The organism is Pseudomonas sp. FYR_7 (genome assembly GCF_043106155.1).
Lineage (GTDB): Bacteria > Pseudomonadota > Gammaproteobacteria > Pseudomonadales > Pseudomonadaceae > Aquipseudomonas > Aquipseudomonas parafulva_B.
Window position 1 is genome coordinate 82,485 of the sequence record NZ_JBICMI010000006.1, and the last position, 13,884, is coordinate 96,368.

General features: G+C 62.3%; 12 protein-coding genes. 1 reads left to right on the forward strand and 11 read right to left on the reverse strand.

Translation table 11 applies throughout. The features are described 5' to 3' along the window. Positions 1 to 43: 43 nt before the first annotated feature. The 11 genes from ACF8R3_RS00500 to cspD all read right to left on the reverse strand — a co-directional run bounded on the left by ACF8R3_RS00500 (position 44) and on the right by cspD (position 13,289). A complete protein-coding gene (locus ACF8R3_RS00500) occupies positions 44 to 823 on the reverse strand; it encodes a TSUP family transporter (RefSeq protein WP_058603474.1) in 780 nt (259 codons plus the stop codon). A 133-nt stretch (positions 824 to 956) separates the two neighbouring features. Continuing rightward, positions 957 to 2,330 (reverse strand): glutamine synthetase family protein, encoded by a 1,374-nt coding sequence (locus tag ACF8R3_RS00505; protein WP_392514586.1) that lies wholly within the window; start codon positions 2,328 to 2,330, stop codon positions 957 to 959. Between the two features lie 81 nt (positions 2,331 to 2,411). Further along, on the reverse strand, positions 2,412 to 4,382 hold the full coding sequence (locus tag ACF8R3_RS00510) for a DNA topoisomerase III (RefSeq protein WP_392514587.1): 1,971 nt from the start codon (positions 4,380 to 4,382) through the stop codon (positions 2,412 to 2,414). A 299-nt stretch (positions 4,383 to 4,681) separates the two neighbouring features. Beyond that, positions 4,682 to 5,116, reverse strand: a complete 435-nt coding sequence (locus ACF8R3_RS00515; RefSeq protein ID WP_058603472.1) for a GNAT family N-acetyltransferase — start codon at positions 5,114 to 5,116, stop codon at positions 4,682 to 4,684. Continuing rightward, positions 5,109 to 6,275, reverse strand: coding sequence for a cupin domain-containing protein (locus ACF8R3_RS00520; RefSeq protein WP_058637930.1), 1,167 nt, complete (start codon positions 6,273 to 6,275; stop codon positions 5,109 to 5,111). Before ACF8R3_RS00520 ends, ACF8R3_RS00515 begins: the two co-directional genes overlap by 8 nt. Positions 6,276 to 6,356: 81 nt before the next feature. Further along, complete coding sequence (purB, locus tag ACF8R3_RS00525; RefSeq protein WP_058637929.1) at positions 6,357 to 7,727, reverse strand: adenylosuccinate lyase; 1,371 nt, start codon at positions 7,725 to 7,727, stop codon at positions 6,357 to 6,359. Positions 7,728 to 7,998: 271 nt separating this feature from the next. Further along, positions 7,999 to 8,625, reverse strand: coding sequence for a high frequency lysogenization protein HflD (hflD, locus tag ACF8R3_RS00530; protein ID WP_058637928.1), 627 nt, complete (start codon positions 8,623 to 8,625; stop codon positions 7,999 to 8,001). After that, complete coding sequence (gene mnmA / locus ACF8R3_RS00535) at positions 8,622 to 9,746, reverse strand: tRNA 2-thiouridine(34) synthase MnmA (RefSeq protein ID WP_058603469.1); 1,125 nt, start codon at positions 9,744 to 9,746, stop codon at positions 8,622 to 8,624. The genes hflD and mnmA overlap by 4 nt, the downstream gene beginning before the upstream one ends. 58 nt (positions 9,747 to 9,804) lie before the next feature. Beyond that, a complete protein-coding gene (locus ACF8R3_RS00540) occupies positions 9,805 to 10,245 on the reverse strand; it encodes an NUDIX hydrolase (protein WP_058603468.1) in 441 nt (146 codons plus the stop codon). Between the two features lie 95 nt (positions 10,246 to 10,340). Further along, on the reverse strand, positions 10,341 to 12,566 hold the full coding sequence (locus ACF8R3_RS00545) for an NADP-dependent isocitrate dehydrogenase (RefSeq protein WP_392514589.1): 2,226 nt from the start codon (positions 12,564 to 12,566) through the stop codon (positions 10,341 to 10,343). A gap of 462 nt (positions 12,567 to 13,028) precedes the next feature. Next, a complete protein-coding gene (gene cspD / locus ACF8R3_RS00550; RefSeq protein WP_145254748.1) occupies positions 13,029 to 13,289 on the reverse strand; it encodes a cold shock domain-containing protein CspD in 261 nt (86 codons plus the stop codon). Between the two features lie 230 nt (positions 13,290 to 13,519). Here cspD and clpS point away from each other — a divergent pair, with 230 nt between their 5' ends. Next, positions 13,520 to 13,882, forward strand: coding sequence for an ATP-dependent Clp protease adapter ClpS (clpS, locus tag ACF8R3_RS00555; RefSeq protein WP_023534830.1), 363 nt, complete (start codon positions 13,520 to 13,522; stop codon positions 13,880 to 13,882). Positions 13,883 to 13,884 lie beyond the last annotated feature (2 nt).

Here is a 13,884-nt window from a genome sequence, read left to right on the forward strand (position 1 = left end):
CGCGGCTCCTAACCCGTTATGCGTGCAGTCCCTGGCTGGCGTATCATGCCTGGCCAAACCAGTGCTGCCAGGCCAGGCGCACGGTCAGGGCCAGCACCACGGTGATGAACACAGGGCGGATGAACTTGCTGCCACCGCTGATTGCCGTTCTCGCGCCGAAGAAGGCGCCGACCATGACCGACAGGCCCATGCACAGGCCGACGATGTAATCCACCTGCCCGGAAATCACGAACACCGTCAGGGCTGCGATGTTGCTGACGAAGTTCATGCTGCGGGCCACGCCACTGGCGCGAACCAGGTCGATGGGATAGAGCAGCAGGGTACTGACCGTCCAGAACGCACCTGTACCCGGCCCAGCCACGCCGTCATAGAAACCCAGGGTCAGGCCTTGCGGCAGCTGCCACTTCTTGCGAATCGGGGCATCGGCGTCCAGTGGCGCCTTTGGCGTACCGCCGAACAACAGGTACAGGCCGCAGGCGAACACGATCACCGGCAGCATCTTGTTCAACCATTCGGCGGGCATGTAGTGCGCAACGACCGCCCCTAGCAGGGCCCCGGCCAAGGTGCCGAACAGGGCACGACGCCACTGCACCGGGTGAAAGAGCTTGCGCCTGTAGTACGTCAGGCCGGCCGTGGCCGAGCCGAACGTGGAGCTGAGCTTGTTGGTGCCCAGTACCAGGTGAGGCGGCATGCCGGCTGTCAGCAGGGCGGGCGTGGTCAGCAGGCCGCCGCCGCCCGCGATGGCATCGATGAAACCGGCGACGAAAGCGACCACTGCCAGGATGAGCAGGGTCAAGGGTTCTACGGTAAGTTCGAATGGCATGGGAATCTGGCAGGCAATGTGACGGTATGCGACAAAACGCCGCTCGATAAGCGGGACATGTTAATACCCCTACCGTGCAAGTGCCAACGCGGGTGTTGATCGAGGTACCCGCGCCAGCACGATACGGTCGTGATCACAGGAACCAGCGGTACTCGCGAGCACTGATCTCATGCATGAACGCCAGGTGGTCCTGGCGCTTGTTTTCGCAGTACACCTTAACGAATTCGGCCCCCAAGCCTTCGATCACCGCAGGCGCGTGCTGCATGGCCGTCACTGCGCTGAGCATGTCCTTGGGAAAGTCGATGCCGCTGGTGCGGTCGTCGTTCAACGGTGCGATGGGTTCCTGCGCGGCGTCAAGGCCCTGCTCCAGGCCGCACAGGATGGCGGCCAGCACCAGGTAGGGGTTGGCATCGGCGCCGGCCAGACGATGTTCGATGCGCAAGTTGCGGGCATCGGATTCGGGGATGCGAATACAGGCATCGCGGTCTTCGTACCCCCAGCTGGCCCGGCTGGCGGCGTTGACCATGGCGCCGTAACGGCGAAATGCATTGTGGTTGGCGGCGAAGATTGGCATGCAATAGGGCAGCAGAGACAGGCATCCGGCTACTGCATGGCGCAGCGGACGCTGACCATCAGCGGCCAGCAGGTTGTTGCCTCCCTCGTCATACAGGCTGACATGCACATGCATGCCACTGCCGGGCGCATGCAGGTAGGGTTTGCTCATGAACGAGGCGCGGTGGCCGTGCTTGCGCGCGACACCGCGCGTACTACGGCTGAACAACGCCGCCCAGTCCGCCGCTTGCAGCCCGTCATTGCAGTGTCCGAAATTGATCTCGAACTGGCCTGGCCCCAGCTCGGCGGTGATGACGTTGGCATCCACGCCCTGCACGTTGGCTGTGGCAACCATGTCATGCAGTACGTCTGCGAAGCGGCTCAAGCGCTCAATGTGCAAGTTGGGCTGGTCGTCCTCATCGGCGCTCAGCGGGTCGCGAGGAAACTGCGGCAGGCCCGCTTTGAGCGCGCGGTCGAACAGATAGAACTCCAGCTCGAACGCCACGACCGGATGAATCCCGCGGCGTGCCAGGCGTTGCAGAACACGCGCCAGCACCTCACGAGGCTCGAACGCGATGGGCGCTGGCGTTGCGTCGCTGCTGATCAGCATCTGCCCCAAGGGCTGCGCTTCCCATGTGACGGGCTTCAATGTGCCGGGCACCAGCCGGCGCAGGGCGTCAGGGTCGCCGTCGTTGAAGCAGTAGTCGCCGATCTGGAACAGGCCACCCTGGGTGCCGAGCAGCACCGCGTTCTGGGGCAGTTTGAGCGGGCTACCGGCGGCGACCTTCTCAAGCATGTCGATCGGGTAGCGCTTGCCATAGAAATGGCCTGGGATGTCGAGGCTGATCAGGTCGACATGGCGCACGTCGGGATACCGGGCACGAAAGGTGCGAACTTCAGCGAGTACATTCGGGAAGCTCGTTTGCGCAGGCGTGCGTTCCGAGTCCAGGCTCATGGGCGACTCCACAGTGGAACAGGTCCAGGGAAATCTAGCAGATGCCGCCCAATCCGCCCGCTATGGCCTGCACCCACAGGTTCATGTGGGCTTCTTCCTCGGTTGCCTGGCTTTACTTGCGCCACTTTTGACGCCTGCTGCCTTACCTGACGTCGATCGGGCCTTACCGCTGCTTCTGCGCTTTTTCTTCCAGGGCGGGGCAGCGCCCGCCGCCGGCCCAGTAATGGTCATGCGCAGACCGCGGCAACGTTCTACCAGCTTGCCCATCCAGGCCGATTGCCGGGCCACGAATTCTTCCAGGCTCATGTCGCCGCTTTGCACCATGTCCAGTGCCTGCTCCCAGATGGCAGTGGTGCCGGGGTCGGCGATGGCGCGGGGTACGGCGTCGATCAGGCTGAAAGCGGCAGGCGTTGCTGCCAGCGCCTTGCCACTTTTGACCAGGTAACCTCGGTCCAGCAGGCCCTGGATGATGCTGGCACGGGTGGCCTCGGTACCGATCCCAGTGGTTTCCTTGAGCTTTTGCTTAAGCCGAGGGTCGTCCACCAGCTTGGCCACGTTCTTCATGGCCTTGATCAGGTCACCTTCGGTGAAGGGCTTGGGTGGTTGGGTCCACAGGTCTTTGAGCTGGACATCCTGGACCGCGCAGGCTTGGCCTTCGCGCAACGTTGGAAGTACCTGGGGCGGGGCGGCTTCGCGGCCCTTGGCTGGCGTCAACGCTTCTGGCAAGGCGCGACGCCAGCCTGGCTCGACGATCTGTTTACCCACGGCGCGCAAGGCGTGGCCTGCGCAGTCGAAGTCTGCCTGGGTGCGGTCGTATTCATGGTGGGGTAGAAACTGTGCCAGGTAACGCGCACGGATCAGGGTGTACACCGACTTGTGCTTGGCTGGCAGGCGCCCTGGGTCGCTGGCGGCGACCGTCGGTATGATGCCGTGGTGGGCACTGACCTTGGTATCGTTCCAGGCACGTGAACGGCGCTGGGGCTCAAGATGAGGTTGCAAGGGGGCCAGGCTGGCATCGGCCCGCTGCAGCGCCGCCAGAATGGCCGGCGCTTCCCCGTGCTGGCTCAGCGGCAGGTAACCGCAGTCGCTGCGCGGGTAGGTGATCAGCTTGTGGGTCTCGTAGAGCGCCTGGGCGATATCCAGGGTTTCCTGAGCGCCCAGGCCGAACTTTTTCGAGCACAGCTCTTGCAGGGTACCGAGGTCAAAGGGCAGGGGTGCGGCTTCGCGTACACGTTCCGTTGTAATTTTAACGGTCTGGGCGACACCGGCCTGCTCGATGGCGGCAGCTGCTTGCTGCGCCAATGCCTGGTTCAGGCAGCGACCCTGGTCGTCGCAGGCATCCTCCGGCGCCCGCCACTGGGCCATGAACGCCTGGTCGGCGTGGCTTAGACGGACATCGATGGCCCAGAAGGGCACGGGTACGAACTGTGCGATGCTGCGGTCTCGGTCCACTACCAGGCGCAGGGTCGGCGTTTGCACACGACCCACCGGGAGTACGCCCTGGTAGCCGGACTGACGCCCCAGCAGCGTGAACAGCCGGCTCATGTTCATCCCGATCAGCCAGTCGGCACGTGAACGGCCCAGCGCCGAGTGGTAAAGGTTGAAGGTTTCCTGCCCCGGCAGCAGGCGGGCCAGCGCCTTGCGAATCGACGCATCATCGAGCGCGGACAACCAGAGGCGTTGTACCGGGCCACGGTAGCGACAGTGTTCGACCAACTCGCGGGCAATCATTTCGCCTTCGCGGTCGGCATCGGTTGCGATGACCAACTCGCGGGCTTCGCCCAATAAACGCTTGACCGCCTTGTACTGGCTGGCGGTCTTGGGCTTGACCAGCATCTTCCACTGTTGCGGGATGATCGGCAGGTCGGCCAGGGTCCAGCGCTTGTAGCGCTCGTCATAGCTGTCGGGTGGGGCCGTTTCCAGCAGATGGCCAATGCACCAGGTCACGCACACGTCGGTGCCTTGCCAACAGCCATCGCCTTTGCGATTGGCGCCGAGCACTTTGGCGATGTCTTTTGCCTGGGAGGGTTTTTCACACAGAAACAGCCGCATGGCCACTGACGCTTCATCGATGGATATGAGCGCTAGGATGCGGGTGCGCAACGAAGTAGGCAAGTTTTATGTGGATGGATGTACAGTGCAAGGCGTATCCGGATGTGCCGGTCGATAAGAGCCGGCACAGGATTGGCGCGATATCAGCGTGATTGAATACGGCTACCGGTCAGCCTGCGGCCGGCAAGCAGCTTCTGACCGGGACACCTGGGCACGTGGGCTCGAGCCGCTCCCGTATGGACAAGAGCGGCAATCACCCCAGCACGCCGTGGTTCAGAGGCACGCAGGCCTGGCACGTTTCACGAAGGCAAGTGCGACTCGCGCACCATGTCTACGTGAGGGATGCCGGCTTCGAGAAACTCCTCGCTGACCACTTTGAAGCCCAGCCGCTCATAGAACGGTGTGGCGTGCACCTGCGCGCTTAGCCGTTGCGGCTTGAGGTCACGGCCTTGCGCTTCGGTGATGACGGCATTGACCAGCGCGTCGCCCACTTTCAAGCCACGCCAATCCTTGAGCACCGAGATTCGGCCGATGGTGCCATCGGCGAGCAAGCGCGCGGTGCCGATCGGGTAGTCGCCCTCCAGAGCCAGGAAATGCAAGGCATCCTGGTCTTCGGAGTCGAACTCCAGTTCGACCGGGATGTGCTGCTCGGCGACGAACACCGCCTCACGGATGCGGCGAATGTCGGCGTTGTCCTTGACCCAATCGGCCAAGCGCACCCGAATCTTATTCATCGGCGAAACCCAGGCTGCCTTGCTTGACCAACTGCTGGATCAGCATCACTGCATCTTCATCCTGCAACCACTGGCCGAGATTCTCGATATGCAAGGCGTCGGCAGCACATACCAGCTTGAGCAGGTCGCGCAGCTTTCCAGGCAGCGGGCAGCTACGTCCGCTGGCGAACAGCAACAAATCGCTCTCGAACTCGGACCAGGCCATACGGGCGCTCGGGTTGCGAATCAGGATGGCGCCCTGCTGCAAGGCGTTGAGCAGTTCCTGCTCGGACAATTCTTCGCCAACGATCTGCTCCGGATAACGCGGCTCGGTCATGAACTGGCCAAACCAGGTCAACAGCAAATCCTTGTCCCCCATGTGCTTGTCCAGCAGGGCCTTGAGGCGGTCCAGGGCATCATGCTGGATCTGGTGAGGGTCGCTGACCGGCTGTGCATCGGCGTCGCTGTAGCGCTCTTCGTCCGGCAGAAACTGGCCGAGGAAGTCGGTGAAGTGGGTGAGCACCTCGGCGGCGCTCGGTGCGCGGAAACCGACCGAGTAGGTCAGGCATTCGTCCACGGCAACCCCGTAGTGAGCCAGGCGCGGCGGCAGGTACAGCATGTCGCCAGGCTCCAGGGTCCACTCGCCGCTTTGCTTGAAATCGGCCAGGATGCGCAGGTCGCTGTGTTCGAGCAGGGCGCTGTCACTGTCGCACATCTGCCCGATCTTCCAGTTGCGCTGCCCATGGCCTTGCAGCAGGAACACGTCGTAGTTGTCGAAGTGCGGACCAACGCTGCCGCCGGGGGCTGCGAAGCTGATCATGACGTCGTCGATGCGCCAGCTGGGCAGGAAGCGGAAGTTCTCCAGCAGCTCTGCAACTTCCGGTACGAACTGGTCTACGGCTTGTACCAGCAGCGTCCAGTCCTGTTCTGGCAGCTCGGCAAACGTGTCCTCGTTGAACGGGCCGCGGCGCATCTCCCACGGGTGCGCGCCGTGCTCGAGCACGATACGGGACTCGACTTCATCCTCCAGCGCCAGGCCAGCCAGCTCGTCCGGATCGATCGGGCTGATGAAATCGGGGAAGGCCTGGCGCACCAGCAGCGGCTTTTTCTGCCAGTAGTCGCGCATGAATTCACGGGCCGTAATGCCGCCCAGCAGCTGCAGTGGAGTATCAGGATTCATCTTCAACCTATTGAAAAAACGTAATTTTCAGACGGGAATAAAAACGCCCGGCCAGGCCGGGCGTTGGGCGCAGAGCGCGCGTTAGACGCGTTTTGCCTGCGCTGCCGCGTTACCGATGTAAGTAGCGGGGGTGAGTTGCTTGAGTTCGGCCTTGGCTTCGGCGGGCATGTCCAGCCCATCGATGAAGCTGAGCAGGGCGTCTGGCGTGATGCCTTTACCGCGGGTCAGCTCTTTGAGCTTCTCGTAGGGGTTCTCGATGTTGAAGCGACGCATGACGGTTTGGATCGGCTCGGCCAGCACTTCCCAGCAGGCATCCAGGTCGGCCGCGATGCGGGCATGGTTCACTTCGAGCTTGCCGATGCCTTTGAGGCTGGCTTCATACGCGATGACGCTATGGGCAAAGCCCACGCCCAGGTTGCGCAGCACGGTGGAGTCGGTCAGGTCACGCTGCCAGCGCGAAACCGGCAGCTTGCTGGCCAGGTGCTGGAACAGGGCGTTGGCGATGCCCAGGTTACCTTCGGAGTTTTCGAAGTCGATGGGGTTGACCTTGTGCGGCATGGTCGAAGAGCCGATTTCGCCGGCAACGGTCTTCTGCTTGAAGTAGCCCAGCGAAATGTAGCCCCACACGTCCCGATCGAAATCGATGAGGATGGTGTTGAAGCGCGCGATGGCGTCGAACAGCTCGGCGATGTAGTCGTGCGGCTCGATCTGGGTGGTGTAGGGGTTGAACTGCAAGCCCAGCTCGTCTTCGATGAAGGCGCGGGCGTTCTGCTCCCAGTCGATCTGCGAGTAGGCCGACAGATGGGCGTTGTAGTTGCCCACGGCGCCGTTGATCTTGCCCAGCAGCGGCACGGCAGCGACCTGGGCGATCTGGCGTTCCAGGCGGTACACGACGTTGGCCAGCTCCTTGCCGAGGGTAGTCGGGGAGGCAGGCTGGCCATGGGTGCGCGAGAGCATCGGCACGTCGGCGTGGGCATGGGCCAGGGCGCGAATGGCGTCGGCGATCTGGCGCATCAGCGGCAACAGCACCTCGTCACGGCCGGCGCGCAGCATCAGGGCGTGGGACAGGTTGTTGATGTCCTCGCTGGTGCAGGCGAAGTGGATGAATTCGCTGACCTTGGCCAGCTCAGGCAGCTGAGCGGCCTGCTCCTTGAGGAGGTATTCGATCGCCTTGACGTCGTGGTTGGTGGTGCGCTCGATTTCCTTGACTCGCTCGGCGTGCTCGAGCTTGAAATCGGTGGCCAGGTTGTCCAGCAGCGCGGTGGCTTCGGCGGAGAACGCCGGCACTTCGCTGATCTGCGGGTGGGCGGCCAGGCGCTGCAACCAGCGCACTTCGACCAGGGCGCGGAAACGGATCAGGCCGAATTCGCTGAAGATGGGGCGCAAGGCCTGGGTTTTGCCGGCGTAACGGCCGTCTACAGGGGAAACCGCAGTGAGCGAAGAAAGCTGCATGGGGTGTTCTCGGACAGTCAGGCTTTTGGAGGGCGCATATCATACATGAAAAATGCGCTGGAGTCGGGGGGCTGACCAAAGGTTGCTTGAATCTGCTCGGTTTGCTGAGCGGGCGCTGCACCGATTCGGTAGCGGGGAAAACGCCATGACTGATCTCTGTGAGCGCGCGCCGGGGCTGCCGTGCAGCCCATTGGGGCACAAGGCCCCTCCTACCAGGGATGTGGTCAGCCAAAAAGGTTCGGGTCTGCGCGCCTGGGTAGGTGGGCGGGTCTCAGGGCGCTGTGCGCATCATGTCGTAAAGCTCTTTGAGCAATTTGCGCCGGCTGAACACCAATTGCCAGCGGTGCCCGCCCAGCTGACGCCATAGCCGTGCAGCGCGGATACCGGCCAGGAGCAACGCACGGATCTTGGAGGCGTTGTTGGGCTGTTGCAGGAAGCGCATGTCGCCGTGCACCTGGATGCGCTGACGCAAGGTGCTCAAGGTGTCCTGGTACAGCGCGCCGCTCGACGCAATGACGTTCTCGTGCACCAGGCCGAAGTGATCGGCCTGGGACTGGATCTGCGGCAGGCGGTTGCCGATGGTCTCGAGCAGGTCGCCGCGCTTGTTCAACTGCCGCTCCAGGCCCAGCATTGACAAGGCATAACGCAAAGGCTCGCGCTGCAGGCTGCTGGGGTCGCGCTCCAGCGCCCCGACCAGTGCGCGGTAACCGTCGCGCAAGTTCAGGTCGTCGCCACCGAATACCTCCAGCGTATCCTTGGGGTCGCGCACCAGCAGGCTGCCCAGCATGCAGCCGATATCGGCTTCGCTGGCCTGCCCGGTACGGGCGATGCGGTCCACCAGCACGGCCGCCTGGAACACGCCACCCAGCGCGATCAACTGTTCCTGCACGCGGTTCACGAGCGTGGGCTCCAGGGCTCGGCTGCTTCGATCACACCGCCGCCCAGGCAGACCTCGCCGTCATAGAACACCACCGACTGGCCAGGCGTGACGGCGCGCTGCGGCTCATCGAACACGGCCCGATAACCAGTGGCCGTGCGGTGAAGGGTGCACTGCTGGTCGTGTTGTCGGTAGCGAACCTTGGCAGTGAGCTGGCGTGGGCTGTCGAGGTCGACCGGGTTCACCCAGAAGATTTCGGAAGCCAGCAGGGCGCGGGAGAACAACCAAGGGTGTTCATTGCCTTGGCCGACCACGAGCACATTGCGGGTCAGGTCCTTGTGCAGTACATACCAAGGCTCGTCCCCGGCATCCTTCAGACCGCCGATACCCAGGCCCTGGCGCTGGCCAATGGTGTGGTACATGAGGCCATGATGGCGACCGATCACGTCACCGTCGGTGGTTTCGATGTCGCCGGGTTGGGCCGGCAGGTACTGCTTGAGGAAGTCGCTGAAACGCCGCTCACCGATGAAGCAGATGCCGGTGGAGTCTTTCTTCTTGGCTGTGGCCAGGCCGTGTTTCTCGGCAATGGCGCGCACCTCGGGTTTTTCCAACTCACCCACCGGGAACAAGGTGCGGGCGATTTCCTTGCCGCCCACGGCATGCAGGAAATAGCTCTGGTCCTTGTTCGGGTCCAGGCCTTTGAGTAATTGGGTCAGCTCGCCCGTGTCGCGGCGGCGCACATAGTGACCGGTGGCGATCAGGTCGGCGCCCAGGGACAGGGCGTAGTCCAGGAAGGCCTTGAACTTGATCTCGCGGTTGCAGAGGATGTCGGGGTTCGGGGTGCGGCCGGCCTTGTATTCCTCAAGGAAGTGCTCGAACACGTTGTCCCAGTACTCGGCCGCGAAATTGGCGGTGTGCAGGGTGATGCCGATGCGGTCGCAAACAGCCTGGGCATCTGCCAAGTCTTCACGGGCCGTGCAGTATTCGGTGCCGTCGTCCTCTTCCCAGTTCTTCATGAACAGCCCTTCCACCTGGTAGCCCTGCTCCATGAGCAGAAGGGCGGAGACGGAAGAGTCCACGCCGCCGGACATGCCGACGATGACGCGGGTCTTGGCGGGGTCTTTGAGTGCTGGGCTGGTCATGGTTACCGATGTAGATCAAGAGGAAAAACGCCGATACTACCAAACCCGCAGCGGCGCGTCAGTCGCGCAGCAGGTCGAGGCTGTGCAGCGGGCCTTGCAGGTAGTCGTCAAGGCAGCGTGGCACCAGTTCACTGCGCCAGCGCGCGGGGTCGGCGAGCAGCTCGTCACGCGTCAGCCACAAGGCGCGCTCGATATCGCTGTCCAGGGGGCTGTCGACCCGATGACGGACCGGGCGGGCGGCAAAGCAGATGCGCTGGTAGGTCACGCCGTTGCTCGGGGCCGTATACAGGTAGATGCCAACCAGTCCGGTCAGCTCGACTTCCCAGGCCGTTTCTTCCAAGGTTTCACGCAGCGCCGCCTGGGCCAGGGTTTCATTGGGTTCCAGGTGACCGGCAGGCTGGTTGAAAACATGTTTCCCGGCCTTGAACTCTTCGACAAACAGAAACCTGCCGTTGTCTTCGACAACGGTGGCGACGGTGATATGGGGGTGCCAGGTCATGCAATGCTCCAGGGTGAGCGAGTTGGCCGTTCTGCGGCCCAGAAAGCACGAACCCCGGTGCGTGGCCGGGGTTCGTGGGTTACGTCAAGCGAGCCTTACAGGGCAGCGATGGCGCTGTTCAGGGTCTGGCTTGGGCGCATGACCTTGGCAGTCAGGTCGGCGTCAGGGGCGTAGTAGCCACCGATGTCCACTGGCTTGCCCTGGACAGCGTTGAGTTCGGCAACGATTTTTTCTTCGTTGTCGCTCAAGGCCTTGGCCAGCGGAGCGAAGCGAGCTTTCAGGGCCGCATCGTCGTCCTGGGCTGCCAGTGCTTGTGCCCAGTACAGGGTCAGGTAGAAATGGCTGCCGCGGTTGTCGATGCCGCCGACCTTGCGCGAAGGCGACTTGTTGGTGTCCAGGAACTTGCCGGTCGCCTGATCCAGGGTCTGGGCCAGCACCTTGGCGCGTGGGTTGTCGTAGGTGTTGCCCAGGTGCTCCAGGGATGCGGCCAGGGCCAGGAATTCACCCAGCGAGTCCCAGCGCAGGAAGTTCTCTTCCACCAACTGCTGCACGTGCTTGGGTGCCGAGCCGCCAGCGCCGGTTTCGAACAGACCGCCACCATTCATCAGCGGTACGATCGACAGCATCTTGGCGCTTGTGCCCAGTTCCATGATCGGGAACAGGTCGGTGAGGTAGTCGCGCAGCACGTTGCCGGTCACCGAGATGGTGTCCTTGCCTTCGCGGATGCGAGCCAGGGAGAACTTGATGGCCTCGACCGGGGACATGATGCGGATATCAAGGCCGGACGTGTCGTGGTCCTTGAGGTAGGTCTGCACCTTCTCGATCATGGCGCTGTCGTGGGCGCGAGCCGGGTCCAGCCAGAACACGGCCGGGGTATCGCTCAGGCGGGCGCGGTTGACAGCCAGCTTGACCCAATCCTGGATCGGCGCATCCTTGACCTGGCACATGCGGAAGATGTCGCCCGCTTCGACCTGCTGTTCCAGCACCAGGTTGCCCTTGGTGTCGACAACGCGCACCACGCCATCGGTCTTGATCTGGAAGGTCTTGTCGTGGGAGCCGTATTCCTCGGCTTTCTGCGCCATCAGGCCAACGTTCGGCACGCTGCCCATGGTGGTCGGGTCGAAGGCGCCATTGGCCTTGCAGTCTTCGATGGTGGCCTGGTAGATGCCAGCGTAGCAGCGGTCAGGGATGATCGCCTTGGCGTCCTGCAGCTCGCCTGCGCTGTTCCACATCTTGCCCGAATCACGGATCATGGCCGGCATCGAGGCGTCGACGATCACGTCGCTTGGCACGTGCAGGTTGGTGATGCCTTTATCGGAGTTGACCATCGCCAGTGCAGGGCGCTCGGCGTACAGGGCCTGGATGTCCGCTTCGATTTCGGCCTGCTTCTCGGCTGGCAAGTCCTTGATGCGGGCGTACAGGTCGCCGATGCCGTTGTTGGCATTGAAGCCTACGTCGGCCAGGGCGGCAGCGTGCTTGGCCAGTACATCGTTATAGAATTCTTCGACGATGACGCCGAACATGATCGGGTCGGAAACCTTCATCATGGTCGCTTTCAGGTGCACCGACAGCAGCACGCCCGATGCCTTGGCGTCGGCGATCTGCTCGGCGACGAAGGCCTTGAGGGCCTTGCGGCTCATGGTGGCGCAGTCGATGATCTCAGCTGCCTTGACGGCAGTTTTTTCTTTCAGAACGGTGGTGGTGCCGTCGGCGCCGACCAGCTCGATGCGCAGGCTGTCGTCAGCCTCGATCAGTGCAGCCTTCTCGCTGCCGTAGAAGTCGCCCTGGCTCATGTGAGCCACGTGCGACTTGGAGTCGGCCGCCCAGGCGCCCATCTTGTGAGGGTGCTTGCGTGCGTAGTTCTTCACCGACAGCGGTGCGCGGCGGTCGGAGTTGCCTTCGCGCAGGACCGGGTTCACGGCCGAACCCTTGATGCGGTCGTAGCGGGCGCGCGATTCCTTTTCCTCGGCGGTAGCCGGTTCGTCGGCGTAGTCCGGGATGTTGAAGCCCTTGCCTTGCAGCTCCTTGATCGCAGCCTTGAGCTGCGGGACCGAGGCGCTGATGTTAGGCAGCTTGATGATGTTGGCTTCAGGGGTGGTGGCCAGCTGGCCCAGTTCCGCCAGGTGATCGCCTACCTGTTTCTCTGCGCCGAGTTGCTCCGGGAAGGCTGCAAGAATACGGCCTGCCAGGGAGATGTCGCGGGTTTCGACGGCAATGTCAGCGCAAGCGGTGAAGGCTTCGATGATCGGCAGCAGCGAGTAGGTGGCGAGGGCGGGAGCTTCGTCGGTGAAGGTATAGATGATCTTGGAACGGGTGGGCATGCGGGCTAACTCTCTGTGTGCTGAGCGTGCTCGAGTCTCGTGGTGCACCGGGTAGGCGCACCGCCCTGGCAGCGCCATGGGCGGAAAGTCGAGAGGCTGCGAGCTGTGATGGTGGATGCATCAGTCGAGCGTCAAGTGCCGAGCTGCGGTAACAACCCGGGCTTAGTGGCCTGAGATGGCCTGGGACGGTCCGCATTTTCCTAGGGATCGCCCCGGTGACCCTGCGGTCGCGGGGCAGTATATCAAACCAATCAGCCTAATCATCAAGACTGAGTGATATCGGCCCATTTATAAGACCAAAGACGTAGCGACAATGTGACCGGTTGTCGCACGGAGCTGCATCACAGCCCGTGCAGGCGCTAAGGATAGTCTGGATGAAGAAGTTGTAACTTCATGCGTACAGATACGCCGCACGCTGGTGATCATCGTGCGTACGATCCTCCGAGGATGGAAATACGGGCGTCACGCACCCACAGTGCTGGCTACCGGCGTCGCGTCACGTGACAGCGCCTGCACGGCTTCCTCGGTACGGATGTTGACAGCATGCAGTCCCTTCGGGCCCTGGATGACATCGAACTGAACGGACTGCCCGGCCTTGAGTGTCTTGTAGCCATCCATCTGGATCGCGGAAAAATGGGCAAAGAGGTCTTCGCTCTTGCCGTCCTCGACCACGAATCCATACCCTTTGGCGTTGTTGAACCACTTGACTTTACCGCTTGCCATCCCTATGTCCCTCTGCAAGGACTCCATCACTGGAGTATCATCCACGTCATCCGCATACGAACCTTCGGAAAAAATCGGGTTGACTGCGCGGATCTTTCTTGACCACGGTGTGTTCCTATTGGTTGTAACACCGTTTTGCCGATAGTCAAGGTCATGCAGCGGCCAGGCCGTACCGCTTGCTGCAGGGTCAACCCATAACCTTATCCTGTCGATGTGATGAAATTCTTTCCATGCATGCACACAGCCAGATTCGACTAACATTCAATCAGGATCGCCCTCAATCCAACGAGGACGATGGCGCTGGTCTGGCGGTTCAGGAAGCCAAGCCGATCCTGCAGGCGCCACCTATGTACAAGGTGGTTTTGTTCAACGATGACTACACGCCGATGGATTTCGTCGTCGAAGTGCTCGAAACGTTTTTCAATCTGAACCGCGAGCTGGCGACCAAGATCATGCTGACCGTCCATACCGAGGGGCGGGCAGTATGCGGATTGTTTACCCGCGACATCGCCGAAACGAAGGCCATGCAGGTCAACCAATACGCCAGGGAAAGCCAGCATCCGCTACTCTGTGAAATCGAGAAGGACGGTTAATC